The following is a 20,067-nucleotide window of genomic DNA, read 5'->3' on the forward strand; positions in this document are numbered from 1 at the left end:
CGCTTTGGAAATGCAGGTGGCCGGTTTTATGCGCTGTGCCGGTCCAGTTTCACATCAAAAACGCCAGTCTGGTCGAACTTTTCCAGGGCCGCGTGCCACGGGGCAAGATCAATGCCCTGATCGGCAATCCATTGCGGATTATAATAGGTGTCGCTATAGCGATCACCGCTGTCGCACAGCAATGTTACAACCGATCCACTTTCGCCAGCCTGTTTCATTTCACTGATCAAAGCCAGTGTTGCGATCAGATTGGTGCCGGTTGACCCCCCGCAGCGACGCCCCAGATGTTTTTCCAGATAATGCAGTGCGGCAAAGCTGCCTGCATCGGGAATGCGCATCATGCGATCAACAACGGTAGGGTTAAAGCTGGGTTCAACACGGGGGCGACCAATGCCCTCGACCCGGGAACCACATGTGCCGGTAATGCTGCAGTCGCCTGTGGCATAGGCATCGTAAAATACCGAATTTTCAGGGTCGGCCACGCATAGTTCGCAACCGTTAGCCAGAACCTTGCCATAACGAATAAAGCGGCCAATGGTTGACGATGTTCCACCCGTACCTGCCCCGACAACGATCCAGCGTGGGGTGGGGTGGGGTTCGCGGCCCAACTGTTCAAAAATGCTTTCGGCAATATTGTTATTGCCGCGCCAGTCGGTCGCGCGTTCGGCATAGGTGAACTGGTCCATGTAATGGCCGTTTAGTTCGCGCGCCAGGCGGTGGGATTCGTCGTAAATCATGCTGCCATTATCAACCAGATGGCATTCACCACCATAAAAGGTGATTTTTGCAATTTTTTGCGGCGACGTGGTTTTAGGCATGACAGCGATAAAGCGCAGGCCGAGCAGGCGGGCAAAATAAGCCTCGGAAACAGCGGTAGAGCCGCTGGATGCCTCGATGATCGGGGTGTTTTTTGTGATCCAGCCATTACACAGGCCATATAGAAACAACGAACGGGCGAGGCGGTGCTTCAGGCTGCCGCTGGGATGGGTGCTTTCATCTTTCAGATACAGCCCAATATCGCCCAGTTGCGGCAGATCCAGCTGGATCAGGTGCGTGTCGGCGGAGCGGGTGAAGTCGGCTTCGATCCGGGCGATGGCATCGGCCACCCATTGGCGATCCTGCGGCATGGTTATCCTGTATCTTTTATAAAGGGCTGTGTACTGGCAACTGTATGGGGTTCCGTTTAGTGCAAAATTATACAAAAATCCACCGTAGTTTTGAAAACTGTTTGCTAACCAAATCTTCAGCGCTAGGGTATAGTATTCATGCAACCGGTATTCTTTACGCGCCCAGATTTTCAGGAATGGTTTTCAGACATGGCCGATAACGACAAAGACCATTACGAAAAACGCCACGGCGAAAGCGAAATTGGCGCGGCATATGATATTCCGGTGCGGGTTTCGACCGTGATCGGGAAAAGCCAGATTCAGGTTGCGCAATTGATGCGGCTGACACGCGGTGCCGTATTGGAACTTGACCGCAAGGTTGGCGAGCCGGTGGATATTTATGTTAATAACCGGCTGGTCGCCCGTGGCGAGCTTGTGGTTGTTGACGACCGGCTTGGTGTAACCATTACCGAAGTGATCAAATCGGGCATGGTCATTGAAACCCACCATTAAACGCCCTGTTTAAGGATCTGGCCTGCATCTGGCAGGTTGTTTTGCTTGCGGTTTTTCACCCTTCCTTATGTTTCATCCCGTTTGGCCAGGGTTAAAGTCTTTGTGACGCGGGTTGTTGCTTTGAGGTGGCGCCTATATTGCGTTTACTGATCCGCTTTGCGGCACTGTGTCGTGTCTGTGGTGGCATTAAGGGGCGGATGTGAAAATGATGTGTTCTTTGTGGAACCTGATGCCCGGGTTCGCGTTTTACATTAAATGAATTCCACATTTCATCTGTTACGGGTGGTGTTCGGCCTTTTGGGTTGGGTGCTGGCGTGATTGTGCTGGCTTTCGGCCGAAGGGATAACAGGCCCGAAACGTTCCGGTCAGGGCATGAAAGCGTAACAGGCGGTGTGGCCGGATATGATTTTGCAGTGGCGGATCATGGCCGGAAACCTCGATTTGCGCGGTATATTGGCCTTCGGATGCATTTTCTCTGATCTTGTTTGATCTTAAAGGTGCTGTCTGACGGTCTGCCTTCATGGACGGATAAACAATATGCCGTGTGTTCGCAAAACGAAATGGAACAGATAGATGGTTAATCTGCTGAGCGTTGTCGTCTTTGCGCTGGTTGGACTTGCACTTGCTGCTGGCGGTGTGTGGCTAATGGCGTTGGGCGGCAGCTGGTATTATGCCATTGCTGGCGTTGTCTTTTTGATCGCCGCATGGCTGTTGCACCGTCGTAAACCGGTTGTCCTGTGGTTTTACGCAGCCTTTCTGATTGCAAGTCTTGCCTGGGCTTTGTGGGAAGTTGGCTTCGACTGGTGGCAGCTTGCACCGCGCGGGGGTATTCCCGTGTTGTTGGGCTTGTGGTTATTAACGCCATGGGTGCGGCGTGGCCTTGGTCATGGCAGTCACAGCACCGGTGCTGACGGAAAAACACAGTATCCTGGTGGTATTGGTTTAAGCATGGCAGTGGTGATTACCGTTGTTGTTGCCGTTGGTTCCATGGTCAATGATCCCAATGCCGTTACCGGCCGTTTAAACGACAAGGTCGTGACGCAGAACCCGGATATGGGCAATTCCATCCCTGATGGGGACTGGCACCAGTATGGCCGAACCCAGTATGGGCAACGTTATTCGCCATTAAGCCAGATTACGGCAAAAAATGTTGATCAACTGACAGAAGCATGGCGTTACGAAACCGGTGATGTTCGCCAGTCCAGCGATGTGCCGGAAACCACCTATCAGGTAACACCGTTAAAAGTTGGCGATTCCCTGTATTTATGCACGCCGCACAGTTGGGCCATTGCCATTGATGCGAAAACCGGTAAGGAAAAATGGAAGTTTGACCCCAAGGTGGGGGCAAATACCGACCGTCAGCATCAAACCTGCCGGGGCGTAACCTATTATGCCGACCCGCAAGCCAAAACAGGTGACCATTGTGCCGAGCGGGTTTACCTGCCGACATCTGACGCTCGCCTGATTGCACTTGATGCCAAAGACGGCAGTGTGTGTGACAGCTTTGCCGAAAATGGTACGTTGCACCTTGAACAGAAAATGCCGCATAATCCGTCGGGTTATTATTATTCGACATCGCCCCCGGTTGCCGTTGACGGCAAAATTATTATTGGCGGGGCGGTAAACGATAACTATTCAACACAGGAACAGTCGGGCGTTATTCGTGCCTTTGACATTCATAGTGGTGAATTGTTGTGGAATTGGGATTCCGGCAATCCGACCGAAACCGAGCCGTTGGCGGAAGGTGAAACCTACACCACCAATTCCCCTAATAGCTGGTCGGTTTTTTCGGTCGATGAAAAGCTGGGCATGGTTTATATCCCGCTGGGAAACCAGGTGCCTGATCAGTTGGGAATGAACCGTAGCGAGAATGTCGAGAAATATTCGTCTTCCATCGTTGCGCTAAATATCGAGACCGGCAAGGTTCAATGGGTCCGTCAGACGGTTCACCATGATTTGTGGGATATGGATGTTCCTGCGCAGCCTGTTTTGACCAATATTTCCGATGAAATGGGCAATGAAACGCCGGCCTTGGTCGGTGCAACCAAACAGGGTGATATCTATGTGCTGGATCGTCGCACCGGCGAACCCCTGATCAATGTCCGCGAAGTTGCCGCACCGGGCGGCACCATTCCCGAAGATCATAGTGCGCCGACCCAGCCGGTATCGGATTTAACCTTTATGCCCGAAAAGCTGACGGGAAAGGATATGTGGGGCATAACGCTGTTTGATCAGCTGGCCTGCCGCATTGAATTTCATCAGTTGAAATATGAAGGTCGCTATACCCCGCCATCCTTGCAGGGATCGCTGATTTACCCGGGTAATTTTGGCACTTTTAACTGGGGTAGTGTTGCGGTTGATCCGAAACGCCAGGTGATGTTTGGGATGCCGACTTATCTGGCATTTACATCCAAACTGATCCCGCGCGACGAAGTACCGCCGCAGGGTTCCAAAAAAGCCAGTGAAATGGGCATTAATCAGAATACCGGCGCTCCTTATGCCGTTAGCATGGGGCCGTTCCTCTCGCCGATTAAGGTGCCTTGTCAGGCACCGCCCTGGGGTTATGTCGCCGGGGCCGATTTACGCACCGGTGATATCGCCTATAAGCATAAAAATGGTACGGTCTACGATATGACACCGCTGCCGTTGCCAATTAAACTGGGGGTTCCCGGTATTGGCGGGCCGATTATCACCGCTGGTGGTGTTGCTTTCCTTGGGGCCGCCGTGGATGACTATTTCCGCGCCTATGACCTGACAACGGGCAAGCAGATTTGGGAGGCACGGTTGCCTGCAGGTGGCCAGTCCACCCCGATGACCTATGCCACCGATGATGGCACGCAATATGTTGTGATTGTTGCCGGTGGTCATGGTTCCGTTGGCACCAAACCGGGCGATTATGTAATGGCCTATAAACTGCCAGATCAAAGCCGGTAAACCAGCAAAAGGGTAAGGCGCCATATGATGGCCTGTTTTAAAGGGTCGATTATATGGCGTTGCCTGTTGGCAGATTTCTTAAAAAGCTCCCTTTACGGGGGCTTTTTTTGGAAGGTGGGTGCAAAGCCTTCTTTGCGTTATGGTAATGGATCTGACTGCAAAAAATAATATCGGGCTAAATTTTTGCACGTTGGCAGAACTGCGACGCCGACGGGGGCGGTCGCGGGCCGAGTTGGCCGCATTGATTGATGTGTTACGCCAAACTGTAAATGCGAGCGAAAAGCAGTGTTATGATCCCGGTTTGCCGCTGGCTTTTAAAACTGGCCGTATTTTTGAATGTCGAATCGAAGATGTTTTTTGCAACAACGATTGACAGGTTTGGTCCGGCTTTATCCCTTTGGTTGCGAGCTTTGGCCTTTTTCGTTGAGCTACGTGTACGAAACAGGGCCGTCGATTTTTTGATGTTTTTCTTGACCGTTCAAACGGCAGGGAACCAATCATCTGCGAATCACTGGTTATCCGGGCTTGTAACGGTTCTGATACAATCAATGGATAAAATTTTATCGTCAAACACCAGATATAGTGTTTTCAAACCTGTCTGGAACAGGCATAAACTTCCCTCATAAAGAAAATGGGACACGGGAACACACCCGTAAGACACAACCAGATCTGGTATCGGAACATGGCATCTGCGGCATTGGCTGGCGGATACAGGCTTGTTTTGTGCGCAGTTCAAGGCAGTGCGGTGTGGCCCGTCGCGATTGGTTTTAGCGACGTATCGGCGATGGGCCGGTGAACGTCCAGTTTGAAGGATAGCAGCATGAAAATGCTAGATGTCGTGCAGCATGAAAAAGGCGCGCGGGTTATTGTTGACCGTACCCGTGATGACTTGCTGACTGATTTTGGCAAAGCGGTTCTTACCGACCGTTACTTGATGCCCGGTGAAAGCTATCAGGACCTGTTTGCCCGGGTTGCCAGCTATTATGGCGACAATGCCGATCACGCCCAGCGCATTTACGACTATATGTCCAAACACTGGTTTATGCCGGCAACGCCGATCCTGTCAAACGGGGGTACCACGCGTGGTTTGCCTATTTCGTGCTTCTTGAACGAAGCTGACGATAACCTGTCTGGCATCGTTGATTTGTGGACCGAAAATGTCTGGCTGGCAGCGCGCGGCGGTGGCATTGGGTCTTATTGGGGTAATTTGCGCTCGATCGGTGAAAAAGTCGGTAAAAACGGCAAAACATCCGGCGTTGTGCCGTTTATCCGCGTGATGGACAGCCTGACGCTGGCAATTAGCCAGGGGTCGCTGCGGCGCGGGTCTGCTGCGGTTTATTTGCCCGTCAGCCACCCGGAAATTGAAGAATTTTCCGAAATGCGCCGCCCGACCGGGGGGGATCCCAACCGTAAAACGCCCAACCTGCATCAGGGGGTGTCGGTTTCCGATGCCTTTATGCGCGCGGTGGAAAATGACGAAGAATGGGCATTAACATCGCCCAAGGACGGGCATGTGGTGCGCAAGGTTAGTGCGCGGTCCCTGTGGATCCGTCTTCTGACATCGCGGGTCGAAACCGGCGAACCCTATATGCTGTTTATCGATACGGTAAACCGGGCGGTGCCGCAGCATCATAAAATGGCCGGCTTAAGCGTCAAGACATCCAACCTGTGTGCGGAAATTACCCTGCCGACCGGGCGTGACCAGCACGGCGGCGACCGGACGGCCGTTTGCTGCCTGTCCTCGCTTAATCTGGAGCATTACCAGACCTGGAAGGAAGAACCGCAATTTATCGAAGACATTTTGCGCTTCCTTGATAACGTTCTGGAAGACTTTATTAAAAACGCCCCGGACAGCATGGCGCGTGCCAAATATTCGGCCATGCGCGAACGTTCTGTTGGCCTGGGGGTTATGGGGTTCCATTCCTTCCTGCAATCAATGGGCATTCCGCTTGAAGGTGTGATGAGCAAGGTTTGGAACAATCAGATTTTTGATCATGTGCAAAAACAGGCCGATGCGGCATCGGAAAAGCTGGCCGATGAACGTGGTTCGTGCCCGGATGCGGCCGAATATGGCATGAAGGCGCGTTTTTCCAATAAAACCGCCATTGCACCGACAGCATCAATTTCCATCATTTGCGGCGGCGCTTCGCCAGGGATCGAGCCGACAGCAGCCAATTCCTATACCCATAAAACCCTGTCGGGGTCTTTTAACGTGCGCAACAAATACCTTGCGCAGTTGCTCGAGGAAAAAGGCCAGAATAACGAACAGGTCTGGACCTCGATCACGGTGAATGAAGGCTCGGTTCAGCATCTGGACTTCCTGTCTGATCTGGAAAAGGATGTGTTTAAAACTGCTTTTGAAATTGATCAGCGCTGGTTGATCGAACTGGCAGGTGACCGTGCGCCGAAAATTGATCAGGCCCAGTCGCTTAACATCTTCCTGCCCTCGAATGTGCATAAGCGCGATTTGCACCAGATCCATTTCCAGGCCTGGAAGAAAGGTGTCAAAAGCCTTTATTACTGCCGGTCGAAATCGATCCAGAGGGCCGAAGTCGTCGCCAATGTGCCACGCAAGGAAAAAGCAGCCGATCTTGATATCGAAGCCGTGCTGGCCGCTGCCCGTGCCGCAGGTAACGCTGTAGCCTCACAGGACAGCACCCAGACCGAATATGAAGAATGCCTGGCGTGCCAATAAGGCCCGGGCGGGAAAGAGATTGATATGACCGACGAAAAAACCATGGACCTTTTAACCGAAAACCCGGTTTACAAGCCGTTTCGCTACCCTTGGGCTTATGAAGCATGGTTAACCCAGCAGCAAATTCACTGGTTGCCTGAAGAAGTGCCGTTGGCCGACGATGTGAAAGACTGGAATCATACGATTACCGATGCAGAACGGAACCTGTTAACCCAGATTTTCCGTTTTTTCACCCAGTCCGATATCGAGGTGAATAACTGCTATATGCGTCACTACACCCGGGTGTTTAAACCCACCGAAGTGCAGATGATGCTGGCGGCCTTTTCCAACATGGAAACCATCCATGTCGCGGCCTATTCGCATTTGCTTGATACCATCGGCATGCCCGAAACCGAATATGAGGCCTTCTTTCAGTATAAGGAAATGAAGGACAAATACGATTATATGCAGATTTGGGGTATTGACGCCGAAGATGAATATATCGATGAACGCGGGGATTTGCGCCTGACCGAAGACGGGATGCGCAAAATGGCAAAAACCCTGGCGGTATTTGGTGCTTTCACCGAAGGTTTGCAGCTGTTTGCGTCTTTCGCGATGTTAATGAACTTCCCGCGCTTTAACAAAATGAAGGGCATGGGGCAGATCGTGACATGGTCGGTGCGCGATGAAAGCCTGCATTGCGAAAGCGTGATTCGCCTGTTTAAAACCTTTACCCGCGAAAACCCGCAAATCTGGGACGATGCAATGCGGGCCGATTTGCTGGAAGCCTGCGAAACCATTGTGGTGCATGAAGATGCCTTTATCGATCTGGCATTTGAGGCAGGCGCGGTCGAGGGCTTAACGCCGAAGGATATCAAGCTGTATATCCGCTATATTGCTGATCGCCGTTTGACCCAGTTGGGACTGGACCCGATTTATCACATTGAAAATAATCCGCTGCCGTGGATGGATGCGATGTTAAACGCGGTCGAGCACACCAATTTCTTTGAAAACCGGGCGACCGAATATTCAAAGGCTGCAACCCGTGGCACCTGGGGCGAGGCATTTGACTGATTTGGTCGATGTCCACCTGTTCGCCGTAATATGATGAAGGCCGCCCGGTTTGGGGCGGCCTTTTATTTTATGTAGTATTATTCGGGGCTGAACGTCGTATCGCTCCGCATGGCATAGGGCCTTGAAGATATCGCAGGCTAAAATGTTTTGAACGTGACTAGCGAATTGCCGTACCCAGCCGGTCCTCGACATGGCGTATTTCTTCGGGGCGCAGTTTTTGTTCAAGCTGGGCAATGGCTTTGCCAGGGTCGGCCTCCAGCTCGGTGCCAGGCGGGGTATTGATCGGCTTTAGGGCCGACAGGCGTAGCCAGTAATAGGCCTCGGCCAGGTCCGGGTCCACACCCCAGCCACGTTCATACATGGCCCCGATCATATATTGCCCGGCGGGCAGGCCTTCCTGCGCCGCCTTCAGGTAATAATGTGCAGCATCGACATAGTTTTGCATGGCGCCCCGGCCATGCATATATTGTTCACCCAGTAAAAAGGCGGCATCGGCGTTTTTGCCATTGGCAATAAAGGCCCGTTTTAAAAAATCGGTGGCTTTGAACTGGTCATAGTTTACCCCCCAACCGTTTAAATATAGCAGGCCCATGTAATAAAGGGCATTGGGGTGGTTGGCACGTGCCGCAACCGAAAACCATTTTGCCGCGTTCTCGTAATCCTCGCCACCCAGTTTGCCGCGGTAATAAAGCAGGCCAAGCGCATAGGCCGCCCGTGGGTCGGTTGATGCGGCATCCTGCCATTCCTGTTGGGCATTACGGAAATTCCCGGCTTTGTAGGCGAGATATCCTGCCTTGTAATCGGCACGGGCATTTTGGGAAAAGCCAAGGCATAACACCACGAGCAACGGCGCTGCCAACACTATGGTGCGGCGGTTTTTACCCGAAAGGCGGGACGGGCGGGTAAGGGGAAACAGGCAATTTTGCAACATTGATCAGACCGGTTGGAGTTAGCGGTTTTTAAACAGCGGAACAACCTTGCGGGCACGTTTTTCGATGGCCTCAAGGACGGTTTCAAGTTGCGAACTTTGTTTGATTTTCACCCCGCTATGAAGGGCAAGATATTGACCGGCATTTTTCTGGTCTGGCGGAAGTTTGATGACAGCAAATAATGGATTTTCATGGGTGGCGCGAAACATGGAAAACATTGCCATGCCGTCAAGCTGGTCTATCGCGTAGTCGCGCCAAGCCCCACCGGCGACTTGTCTGGAATAGATATTCATCAATTTTTGTAGTTCAGCCCGATTGAAGTGAACAAATGTTTTGCTTTTACGATATTGCACCAGATTAAGAAGTGTTCCCATGCCGGGCTCCGGGCTGTGGAAATGGCTGATTGTCATCTAACATTTACAATCGACCAATACGGTAGCGCGGATCTGGCAGCCTCTCAAGTCGCAATGGCAGGTTTTTAGGCAAATTTCTGCCAGCCACCTGCTAGAGTCAGATGTGACTTTGGGATCATTCCAGAAAGGCGCACTGCAAAATTGTGCAGGGGCTGTGGGCTACAGGCTTCTGCCACGGGTTGGCGGCCAGTCGACGGTGCGTTTGCCTGTGCTATAGGGGTCGGGGGTCGCATAGCAGGTTACAGCGGCAAGTGTGCGGTAACAATAAAGCGGGGGTTCGGGGATCGGGTCTGTCTTGCAATAGGGTTCACCCATGCTTGATCGTACGGTTGAACAATCGCGACCGGTCGACATTGATACAATGTGATCAACGATGGTTTTATCGGTATTAATGATCGAGACGACATCAAGGGCGATATACCACTGGGTTGCTGTCAAAAGTTCTGTGCCGGTGGCGCTTGCAACCGTATTATCCAGGCTCGAGCAACCGCCAAGCCCGGCAAAAAGGGTAAATAACCCGCATGCAGCGACGATGGGGCGACAATAACGCGTCACAGCGCGTAACGCACTTTTTTGCCGGGTTTGTGGCCGGGCAGAGGGGGTATATATGCCGGTCATGCGGTTTATCCCTTTGCAAACCGGCCAAATTTGCCGGGTTACGGTTGTTATGGTCTGATCCCCAAGATCTTCTATTTCGATAAAGCAAGTTTTATGCCGGTTAAACCGTTATATCCAGCAAGGCCTTTATTGTGGCAGCCGATTGCCCATTTTGTGATTGCTTTGTACCTGTGGTTTTGAACGACGGGCGATATATTATGTATCTTATATCGGGGTCAGGAGTCCTGCTTGCGATGGGGTGCTTTGCTTTGATGGGGGGCAGGCGCGATATTGCGGATGCAGGGTGAAAATTTTGCCGGGATGAGTGTGTTTTACCGGCCAAATCGGATGAATAAGCCGAAATTGGCGTGTGGCGCGTTTAAAATGCACCCGAATCACGCAGCACCCTTGACCCCTTGGGTCGTGGCGCGTTAAATCCTTGCCGTTATTTTATTCTGACGGGCGGGCATGTGGCCCGCTTTATTTTGATCGAATTGGAGCGGGTTTCGTGGTCGATATTTTCCAGGAAGTCGAAGAAGACCTTAAGCGCGAGCGCACTGAGCGCCTGTGGCGCAAATATGGTAAGGTCGTCATCGCAGTGGCTGCCGTTGTTGTTCTTGGCGTGGCAGGCCGTGAAGGCTGGAAAAGTTATGAACATTCCACCCGTCTTGAAAACGGTACGCGTTTTGCCAACGCGCTGGAACTGGTGAATGCAGGCCCGGATAAAAGCCAGGCCGCCCTTGATGCGTTTGACACGATTATTGCCAAGGGCAATGACGGTTTTGTTGCGCTGGGCCATTTCCAGAAAGCCCGGATTTACCTAAGCCAGAATGACACTGAAAACGCCGTCAAGGAACTGGAAGCCATTGCGGCAGATAGTGATGTTGACAAGGTTTATCGTGATTTGGCCGTTGTGCAGATTGCCATGAATACCGGCAGTGCCGACAATGCCGATGCCTTGATTGCCCGCCTGAAGCCGATCGCGGTGCCGGAAAACCCGTGGTATCACTCGGCACGCGAAATGATGGCTGTTTTAAACATTGCTGCTGGTAAAACCGATGAAGCCAAATCGCTTTTGACTGAACTGGCCGATGACAAAACAGCACCGTCTGACATGCGCGGCCGTGCGAGCGAGCTTTTGAAGGCGATCAAGGCCTGATTGTCGATAAGGGGTGTCCTTTCAGGATGCCGTCGGGACAGGATTAAAGGATATGGTTTTGCAATTACACCGTCTGGACCGTTTAAAATCCGTTTTATGCGTATTGGGCTTTGCCGTTCTGGTTTCGGGTTGCTCAAGCTGGATGGGGGAATCTGAAGATCCGCCCTTGCCTGGCGAACGGCTGGCGGTTTTGTCGCTGCAAAGCACGCTGGTACCTGATCCCGGCCTGACCGATCAGAAAGTTGTTTTGCCACAGCCGCAGGTGCAGGAAGACTGGACCCAGAATGGCGGTGTCCCCAGCCATTCATTGCAGCACCTGGCGTTTGACAACGAAACGATGACAAAACAGTGGTCCAGCAGCATTGGCACCGGATCACTGGACGAAGACTTGTTGCTAAACCAGCCTGTCATTGCCAAGGGTGTTGTGTTTACCATTGATGCCGATGCCGAAGTGCGCGCCTTTAGTGCAAAAACCGGCAAGCAGATTTGGGATGTGGATATTGCCCCGGATCAGGAAGATGACAGTACCCTTCTGGGGTCTGGTCTGGCATATGCCGATGGCATGGTTTATGCCACCACCGGTTTTGCTGAAGTGGTTGCCATTGATGCCGCAAGTGCGGAAGTAAAGTGGCGTACCACCTTGACCGCACCAATGCGTGCCGCCCCTACCGTTCGTGGTGGCCGGGTGTTTGTGATAACGGTCGATAACCAGACTGTCGCCCTGAATGCCTATAGCGGCGAAGTTTTGTGGAGCCATCGTGGTGCTAGCGAAGGTGCCACCTTTATTGGTGGTGCCAGCCCGGCAGTTGACCAGGGTGTGGTGATTTCAGCCTATAGCACCGGCGAACTTTACGCCCTTCGTGTTGAAAACGGCCAGGTGATCTGGTCCGATACCCTGGCGTCGGCCGGTCGGACAGATGCTGTTTCGGCTATTGCCGATATTCGGGGCTTGCCGGTGATTGATAATGACCTTGTCATTGCGACCAGTAATTCCGGTTTGACGGTAGCGATTGACCTTCGGACCGGTGTTCGTTTGTGGGAAGTGGAAGAAGGTGGTATCCAGTCTCCGTGGGTGGCCGGCAATTATGTATTCCTGCTATCGAATACCAACGACCTGATTGCCTTGCAGCGGCGCTCGGGACGGGTTAAATGGGTGTCAGCATTACCGCGTTATGTTGATCCGGAAGATCAAAGCGAAGCCATGGTATGGACCGGGCCGGTTTTGGCGGGTGACCGTTTGATCGTCGGGAACGAGCAAGGTGACGTTGAAACGATTTCGCCTTATGATGGAACAGTCATCGGGACCGATACGTTGCCAGGGCCGTTAACATTGCCGCCAATCGTTGCCGGAGATACATTGTATTTCCTTACGGCAAATGCGTCGCTGGTCGCCTATCGTTAAACGTCGATCAGAATAAGTTTTGAAAGGCTTTGCCTTTCCCTGTTTTTTGCGAGTGCGCCACCGATATATGTATCGTGGCGCACATCGCCGTTTTTATAAAGAGTCTGAAGTCAGATGACCTTGAAAGTTGCCATTATCGGTCGCCCGAATGTCGGGAAATCGACCCTGTTTAATCGCCTGGTGGGCAAGAAGCTAGCGCTTGTCGATGACCAGCCCGGCGTTACGCGTGATCGTCGATATGGCAAGGCACGGCTTGGCCATTTGACCTTTACCGTTATCGACACTGCCGGCCTTGAAGAGGCCTTTGACGGCTCGATCGAAGGCAAGATGCGCCAGCAAAGCGAGATCGCATTTGAAGATTGCGATGTTGCTCTGTTTTTAATTGATGCGCGCGCCGGTCTGTCACCGCTCGATAACCATTTTGCCGACTGGTTGCGTAAACGCAAAAAGCCGGTTCACGTTATTGCCAACAAACATGAAGGCAGGGCGCAGGACCCGGGCTTGTACGAAGCCTATGGCCTTGGTCTGGGCGATGTGGCACCGATTTCGTCGGAACACGGCCAGGGCATGGAATTGCTGATCGATATTCTTTTGCCGTATTGGGAAGATGACCGCCAGAAAGAACGCGACGCCCGCAAGGCTGCCCGCGCTGATCTGGTGCGCAGCACCCCGACCGAAGATGATGCCGACGACGATAGCAACGACGATATCGAAAACGATAACGATGCGGACGCCGATTTCGGCCCTGATTTTGACGGCGATGACGACATTGATATCGACCTGGATAGCGACGATTTTCCGAACGGTTTGGGGGGATCCCTGAAGTCGGTTGAAGAAAACGGCGAATTTGACGAAGAAGACGACGACGAAGATGCCGATGATTTGCCCCGGGACAAAGGCAAAATTCAGTTGGCGATTATTGGTCGTCCCAATGTTGGTAAATCAACCCTGATGAACCAGCTTTTGAATGAAAACCGTGTGATGACCGGGCCGCAGGCAGGCCTGACCCGCGATGCGATTGCGGTTGACTGGAACTTTAACGGTCGCGAGATCAGGCTGGTCGATACCGCCGGGATGCGCCGTAAAAAGAAAATCGATGATCGGGTCGAGAAACTGTCGGTCAGCGACACGTTGCGCGTTATTCGCTATGCCCAGGTCGCGGTTTTAATGATTGATGCGACCAACACCATCGATAAACAGGACCTGACGATTGCACGTATGGTGCTTGAAGAAGGCCGTGCGTTGATCATCGGGGTGAATAAATGGGATCTGGTCGATGATAAATCGGCCTATATGAAGCATCTCAGTGATACGCTTGAAAGCTCGTTTGCACAGGCACGTGGTATTCCTGTCGTAACGCTTTCAGCCCTTACGGGACGTGGTTCCGAACGGATCATGCCGACTGTTCTTGATATTTATGATATCTGGAGCCGCCGTATTCCGACATCCCAACTGAACCGCTGGCTTGAAGAAACAACCGAGCGTCATTTGCCGCCGGTGATCAGCGGCCGTCGTATTCGTCTGCGTTATATGACCCAGGCGAAATCGCGTCCGCCAAGTTTCTTTATTAACTGTTCCAAGGCCGCAGAATTACCGGAAAGCTATACCCGTTACCTGATTAACGGTTTGCGCGATGATTTTGACATGCCGGGCGTTCCGATCCGAATTTATTTGCGGAGCAGCGACAACCCGTTTGCCAAAAAGAAAAAGCGGTAATCGTTACATGTGAAAAAAGGGTCGTTCATGAAACGGCCCTTTTTTATTTGTGTGTCTTGTCCTGAAATATGTTGTCATCCGGAGGGTGGACGCATGACACGCATCGATACAGAGGACTGAAGCAACCCCCACCACCGCCTTGATTGTAAACGGCATTTAACCACACCCGTTCGGCAGATATAGGCGCCATATGCTATTTAAAGAAAGCAGCAATCAAAATGGCTGCGCAAACATCAGCTGTTATGTTTGCTGGTGGCAGGGTGCAGGAGATTATCGTTGCCGTTTCTGTTTATGGAAATAATGGCGGGTTCAGTCGCGCGAAACCTTCCTGAATATGATAGGGATAATGCGGATAGGGTGGTTGGCATTTACTGACAGCATCAAGTTGTTCAATGTGATTTGCGCTTAATGCCCATCCTACCGCGCCAAGGTTGTCACGCAACTGTTGTTCATTGCGTGCGCCGATGATGACCGATGATACGGTTGGACGTTGCAATAACCAGTTAAGGGCAATTTGCGGCACAGATTTTCCGGTTTCTGCCGCGATTTGGTCCAGTACGTCGACAATGTCATAAAGGACATTCTCGTCAACCGGCGGGCCATATTGTGCGGTTTCATGCAAACGGCTGTCGGCTGGAACGGGCGTGCTACGCCGGATTTTACCGGTTAGTCGCCCCCAGCCAAGCGGGCTCCAGACGATGGCGCCAATCCCTTGATCCTGTGCCATTGGCATTAAATCCCATTCGTAATCCCGGCCTACCAGCGAATAATAAACCTGATGGGCGACATGGCGGCCATAGCCCTGCGCCTGCGCAACTGCCTGTGATTTCATTATTTGCCAACTGGCGAAGTTTGAAACGCCGCTATAGCGGATTTTCCCTGCCTGCCTAAGGGTATCAAGTGTTTCCATGACTTCATCTGCTGGCGTGTAGGCATCAAATGCATGAAGTTGCAAAAGATCGATATAGTCTGTGTTCAGCCGCTTTAACGCGGCCTCGGTCGCACCAATCAGGCGATGGCGTGACGTGCCATAGTCATTGGGGCCGTCGCCCATAGGCAGCGCCAGCTTGGTTGATATAATTGTTTTATCCCGGCGTCCTTTGATCGCCTCGCCCAGTATTTGTTCGGCGGCCCCGTTTGAATAAACATCTGCACTATCAAACATGTTCAAACCGGCATCGAGGCAGATATCGATCAAACGGGTCGCTTCGCGAACATCCGAGGAGCCCCAGGCGGAAAAAAGCGGTCCTTGCCCGCCAAAGGTGCCGGTACCAAAGCTGAGAGCGGGGATACGCAGGCCGGATTGGCCCAGTTGCCTGTATTCCATTGAAATCTCCTGTCATAAAAATGCGGTTGACGGGAATATGGACAGCCACTGAATTTTCAACTATTGGGAAAACAGGAAAATTATTTGTGAGTTGAATTCATATGTCGCGACTTGATACCAACCGGTCCGGTGAAATGGAAGTTTTCATCCGGGTGGTGGAAAGGGATGGTTTTTCCGCAGCCGCCCGGGATTTTAATATGACGCCATCGGCGATCAGTAAACTGGTTGGCCGGCTGGAAGACAGGTTAAGGGTGCGGCTGTTTAACCGTTCAACCCGGAAATTGCAGCTTACGCCGGAAGGGCAGCGGTTTTATCAACGTGCTGTATCCGTCATTGCCGATCTTGATGATGCCGAACAGGAGGCCGCCGTTGCCTTATGTCCGCGTGGGCATTTGCGAATTAGCGTTAATATGCCGGTTGGACTGCATCGATTGTTGCCGCTGGTGCCGGTATTTCGTCGGGCTTATCCGCAAATTACCCTGGATGTTACGGTTAGCGAGAAGATGGTGGATTTGTACGAAGAGCGGGCTGACATTGCCATTCGCAGCGGTCCACTACAATCCTCGGGCCTTATTGCCCGTAAGCTGGGTGTATGCCGAATGGCGATTGCGGCCTCGCCGGATTATCTGGCCCGATATGGAACGCCACAAACGGTGGCAGACCTGCGGGATCATGTGCTGATCGGATACAATTTTGTTCGGGCGAAAGCCGAATGGCCATTCAAGGTAGATGGTGAAATTGTAACGGTTTTGCCAGGCGGGACGATTGATGTTGGTGATGCCGAAAGTGCCCGTCATTTGGCAATTGCGGGGGGCGGTATTGTTCGCCTTGGCAAGTTTCATATTGAACAGGATGTCAAAGCGGGCCGGTTGATCGAAATTCTTGACGCTTATTACCCCGGAAATGGCAAGGGCGGCGTGGAAATCAATGCCGTATATATTGGTGGTGGGGGACATTTACCCGCGCGTGTGCGGGCCTTTCTGGATTTCTGTGGCGAAAACTTGCATCTGAAATAAAAAAGCCGGACCTCACAATCGGGGTCCGGCCTTGATGTTTTAAGGTGCGGCTTTGTCAGCTTGCGGTGACGATTTCACCGTGTTTGGCACAGTCTTCTGCGGCCAGATCAACGAAAACATCCATGATGCTTTCGGGGGTGCGCAGTGTTTCCGGGTCTTCACCGGGAAAAGCCGCAGCGCGCATGGTGGTGCGGATGGGGCCGGGGTTAACCAGGTTGACCTTTACGGTGCTGTCATCCATTTCCTGGGCATAGGACAGAACCAGTGCTTCAAGGGCGGCCTTGGTGGCAGCATAAAGGCCCCAATAGGCGCGGCCCTTGGCCGATACACCCGATGTGACGAAAATGGCGCGTCCGGCATCAGCCAGGCGCAGTAATTTATCGACACTGCGGATCAGGCGGAAATTGGCCGTAACATTAACCGCAAGGGTATTTTCAAACATTTGCGTGTCAATATGGCCGACCGGGGCCAGTTCACCCAAAACGGCGGCATTACCAACGATGATATCAAGTTTGCCGAACCGTTCATAAATCGACGCGCCCATGGCATCGATTTTTTCATACATGGTTAAATCCAGCGGCAACAAAACGGCCTTGCCGCCTTCGGCCCGGATTTCATCGTCAAGTTCTTCAAGGGCACCAACATTGCGACCAAGGGCGATGACTTCGGCCCCTTCGGCGGCAAACCGTTTGGCAATCGCACGGCCAATGCCGTGCGATGCCCCGGTTATCAGTGCAACTTTGCCCTCAAGGCGTTTTTGCACACTCATGCGGACTGCCTTTCGACCAACTGCGATAATTTCCGATCCTTGTTTTCAGCCTGGTGGTCAACCAGACGGATGGGATAGTCGCCGGTAAAGCAGGCATCACAAAATGCCGGGCTTTCGGCATCGCGGCCGGGCAGGCCGGTGGCACGATACAAACCATCGATGCTGACAAACGCCAGACTGTCGACGCCAATCATTTTCGCCATTGTTTCAATGTCGTAATTGGCAGCCATCAGCTTTTCTTTTGACGGGGTATCAACACCGTAAAAACACGGGTTTGCCGTGGGCGGGCTGGTGATGCGCATATGCACTTCGGCAGCACCTGCCTGGCGAACCAGTTCGACGATTTTGGTCGATGTGGTGCCACGTACAATTGAATCATCAACCAGAATAACGCGTTTGCCCTTTAGCTTGCCGGGGTTGGCGTTATGTTTCAGCTTTACGCCAAGGTGGCGGATCTGATCGGTCGGCTCAATAAAGGTCCGGCCCACATAATGGTTGCGGATAATGCCCAGTTCAAACGGAATACCGGATTCTTCGGCATAGCCCAGTGCCGGTGGCACGCCCGAGTCGGGAATGGGCACAACCACATCGGCCTCGACCGAACTTTCGCGTGCCAGTTCGCGGCCAATATTTTTACGTACGTCATACACGCTGGAACCTTCGACAATGCTGTCGGGGCGGGCGAAATAGACATGTTCAAAAATACAAAAGCGCGATTTGACCGGTTTGAACGGTTTAGTCGAGCGAATACCGGAATCGGTGATTTCAACAATTTCGCCCGGTTCAACATCACGAATGAACTCGGCCCCGACAATATCAAGACCAACTGTTTCAGACGAAAAGATGTACGAGTCGTTGAGTTTTCCCAGCACCAGTGGACGTACGCCTAGCGGGTCACGCACGCCGATCAGTTTTTTCTGGGTCATGACGACCAGGCTATATGCGCCTTCAACCTGACGCAGGGCATCAACCAGGCGATCGACGATCTTTTCATACAGGCTGGTAGCGATCAGGTGAATAAACACCTCGGTATCGGCGGTGGACTGAAAAATAGAGCCACGACGGACCAGGCGGTCACGCACGGCAAGGGCGTTGGTCAGGTTGCCGTTATGGGCAATGGCCAGGCCGCCAAATTCAAAATCGGCAAATAGCGGCTGAACATTGCGAAGGCCTTTGCCCCCTGCAGTGGAATAGCGCACATGGCCGACGGCCCGGTGGCCCGGCAGGCTCTGGATGACATCCTGTGATCCGAAAATGTCACCAACCTGGCCCGAAGCCCGGTGGGCGGGGAAATCAGACCCGTCGTAAGCAACGATACCCGCTGCTTCCTGCCCGCGATGCTGAAGAGCATGCAAGCCAAGGGCGGTTAAGGCTGCCGCATCGGGCGAACCAAAAACGCCAAAAACGCCACACTCTTCGCGTAGCTTGTCGTCATCGAATGGATTGGTGGTCAGCATGAGTGGGTTCCGCTCTCTCGCCGGTGGCGCCTGTTGGATGCCGCACGCGTTAACGAAATCCCGACGCCTCACTCGTTGGGGATCGCCACCAGGGGCAATCCATATCTTCGCGCGTGGGCGTTTTATAACGCTTTTGAGCTTTTGGTCCAGAACCTTTTGTGGTTCTGCGGCATCACGATGACGTTTAAAATAATTTTATATGTAGCACAGACCGGGTGTGGTCTTCCATCATTGCTGGGTAACAGCATCAATCAGACGGTTTTTCGCGTCGATTTCTTCCTGGGTATAACCTTCTATCTGCGTGGATTCCTTACGTTTTGGCGTAGGGCCTAACAATTTGCGATAGGTTTGGTCACGCGCATCGGCTTCGCGCTGGGTGCGGGCAATTTCTTCGGCGGTGTTGTCAAACAGCGCATCGGGCATGGCAGCCTTGAGCAAATAGGCACCCTCTTGCAGAACGGGGCGGGTGCGGGCGGTTTGCACCCACATCGGTTGCTGGCTTGGCGGCATTAACCACGACAGGGCGATATAGGCGATGCAAACGACCAGCCCGCCCCGGACCAGACCAAAAACAAAGCCCAGCGTGCTATCCAGGCTGTCGAGGCCGGAATTTTGCACCGCTTTGGCAATGCGTCCGCTAATGAACGAAAAAATCAGAAACGCGATCAGAAACAGGCCTATACCCGTTGCAAGATCGGCGATCAGTTGCGAAGGGATCAATTCGCGGACATAGGGGCGCGCAACCGGATAGCCATAAAGGGCGGTAACACCAGCACCCACCCAGCCCAGCATTGACAGGCTTTCATGAACAAAGCCGCGAAAAAACGCGAATAGGCCGGACAGCAGCACAATGGCAACCACCACCAGATCAAAAATGTCTCTGGCCCCCAATTCGGAGAGGAAGGAAAAATCCATTCTGTGTCGGTCCTGTTATGGCTTTGCGCGGAATATACCAGCGCCGAAGAATCGGAATAGGGCTTG

The 20,067-nt window shown here is 52.6% G+C and carries 16 protein-coding genes; 8 read left to right on the top strand and 8 right to left on the bottom strand.

Annotation, left to right across the window (positions count from 1 at the left end; genetic code table 11):
• Window positions 1-26: 26 nt before the first annotated feature.
• Window positions 27-1,127, bottom strand: coding sequence for a PLP-dependent cysteine synthase family protein (locus tag J4E05_RS19615; RefSeq protein WP_349599191.1), 1,101 nt, complete (start codon window positions 1,125-1,127; stop codon window positions 27-29).
• 189 nt (window positions 1,128-1,316) lie between these two features.
• Here J4E05_RS19615 and fliN point away from each other — a divergent pair, with 189 nt between their 5' ends.
• The 4 genes from fliN to J4E05_RS19635 all read left to right on the top strand — a co-directional run bounded on the left by fliN (window position 1,317) and on the right by J4E05_RS19635 (window position 8,301).
• A complete protein-coding gene (fliN, locus tag J4E05_RS19620) occupies window positions 1,317-1,619 on the top strand; it encodes a flagellar motor switch protein FliN (protein WP_085589182.1) in 303 nt (100 codons plus the stop codon).
• A gap of 573 nt (window positions 1,620-2,192) precedes the next feature.
• Window positions 2,193-4,553: a glucose/quinate/shikimate family membrane-bound PQQ-dependent dehydrogenase gene (locus J4E05_RS19625; RefSeq protein ID WP_349599194.1), complete on the top strand. Its 2,361-nt coding sequence runs from the start codon at window positions 2,193-2,195 to the stop codon at window positions 4,551-4,553.
• A gap of 826 nt (window positions 4,554-5,379) precedes the next feature.
• Window positions 5,380-7,248: a ribonucleoside-diphosphate reductase subunit alpha gene (locus tag J4E05_RS19630; RefSeq protein ID WP_349599589.1), complete on the top strand. Its 1,869-nt coding sequence runs from the start codon at window positions 5,380-5,382 to the stop codon at window positions 7,246-7,248.
• Window positions 7,249-7,272: 24 nt separating this feature from the next.
• Window positions 7,273-8,301, top strand: coding sequence for a ribonucleotide-diphosphate reductase subunit beta (locus tag J4E05_RS19635; protein WP_085588976.1), 1,029 nt, complete (start codon window positions 7,273-7,275; stop codon window positions 8,299-8,301).
• Window positions 8,302-8,458: 157 nt separating this feature from the next.
• Here J4E05_RS19635 and J4E05_RS19640 read toward each other — a convergent pair whose 3' ends face one another.
• The 3 genes from J4E05_RS19640 to J4E05_RS19650 form a co-directional block, all read right to left on the bottom strand.
• Complete coding sequence (locus tag J4E05_RS19640; protein WP_349599198.1) at window positions 8,459-9,232, bottom strand: tetratricopeptide repeat protein; 774 nt, start codon at window positions 9,230-9,232, stop codon at window positions 8,459-8,461.
• 18 nt (window positions 9,233-9,250) lie between these two features.
• Window positions 9,251-9,604: a DUF2794 domain-containing protein gene (locus tag J4E05_RS19645; RefSeq protein ID WP_085588972.1), complete on the bottom strand. Its 354-nt coding sequence runs from the start codon at window positions 9,602-9,604 to the stop codon at window positions 9,251-9,253.
• Window positions 9,605-9,802: 198 nt separating this feature from the next.
• Window positions 9,803-10,261 carry a hypothetical protein gene (locus J4E05_RS19650; protein WP_349599201.1) on the bottom strand — a complete coding sequence of 153 codons (459 nt, stop codon included), beginning with the start codon at window positions 10,259-10,261 and terminating at the stop codon, window positions 9,803-9,805.
• Window positions 10,262-10,748: 487 nt separating this feature from the next.
• Here J4E05_RS19650 and J4E05_RS19655 point away from each other — a divergent pair, with 487 nt between their 5' ends.
• The 3 genes from J4E05_RS19655 (at window position 10,749) to der (ending at window position 14,517) form a co-directional block, all read left to right on the top strand.
• Window positions 10,749-11,399 (top strand): tetratricopeptide repeat protein, encoded by a 651-nt coding sequence (locus J4E05_RS19655; protein WP_085589180.1) that lies wholly within the window; start codon window positions 10,749-10,751, stop codon window positions 11,397-11,399.
• 52 nt (window positions 11,400-11,451) lie between these two features.
• Window positions 11,452-12,801, top strand: a complete 1,350-nt coding sequence (locus J4E05_RS19660; RefSeq protein ID WP_085588968.1) for an outer membrane protein assembly factor BamB family protein — start codon at window positions 11,452-11,454, stop codon at window positions 12,799-12,801.
• A 114-nt stretch (window positions 12,802-12,915) separates the two neighbouring features.
• On the top strand, window positions 12,916-14,517 hold the full coding sequence (gene der, locus J4E05_RS19665; RefSeq protein WP_349599205.1) for a ribosome biogenesis GTPase Der: 1,602 nt from the start codon (window positions 12,916-12,918) through the stop codon (window positions 14,515-14,517).
• Between the two features lie 289 nt (window positions 14,518-14,806).
• On the opposite strand, the gene J4E05_RS19670 is transcribed toward der, so the two are convergent.
• A complete protein-coding gene (locus tag J4E05_RS19670) occupies window positions 14,807-15,844 on the bottom strand; it encodes an aldo/keto reductase (RefSeq protein WP_349599208.1) in 1,038 nt (345 codons plus the stop codon).
• A gap of 101 nt (window positions 15,845-15,945) precedes the next feature.
• Here J4E05_RS19670 and J4E05_RS19675 point away from each other — a divergent pair, with 101 nt between their 5' ends.
• Window positions 15,946-16,860 carry a LysR family transcriptional regulator gene (locus J4E05_RS19675; RefSeq protein ID WP_349599211.1) on the top strand — a complete coding sequence of 305 codons (915 nt, stop codon included), beginning with the start codon at window positions 15,946-15,948 and terminating at the stop codon, window positions 16,858-16,860.
• Window positions 16,861-16,915: 55 nt separating this feature from the next.
• Here the strand turns inward: J4E05_RS19675 and J4E05_RS19680 are convergent, their stop codons facing one another.
• The 3 genes from J4E05_RS19680 to J4E05_RS19690 form a co-directional block, all read right to left on the bottom strand.
• Complete coding sequence (locus J4E05_RS19680) at window positions 16,916-17,629, bottom strand: SDR family NAD(P)-dependent oxidoreductase (protein WP_349599214.1); 714 nt, start codon at window positions 17,627-17,629, stop codon at window positions 16,916-16,918.
• Window positions 17,626-19,086, bottom strand: coding sequence for an amidophosphoribosyltransferase (gene purF, locus J4E05_RS19685; protein ID WP_085588959.1), 1,461 nt, complete (start codon window positions 19,084-19,086; stop codon window positions 17,626-17,628). Before purF ends, J4E05_RS19680 begins: the two co-directional genes overlap by 4 nt.
• A gap of 228 nt (window positions 19,087-19,314) precedes the next feature.
• Window positions 19,315-20,001, bottom strand: coding sequence for a CvpA family protein (locus J4E05_RS19690; RefSeq protein WP_085588957.1), 687 nt, complete (start codon window positions 19,999-20,001; stop codon window positions 19,315-19,317).
• Between the last annotated feature and the right edge of the window lie 66 nt (window positions 20,002-20,067).

It is taken from the genome of Thalassospira sp. NFXS8 (genome assembly GCF_040148805.1).
Classification (GTDB): Bacteria; Pseudomonadota; Alphaproteobacteria; order Rhodospirillales; family Thalassospiraceae; genus Thalassospira.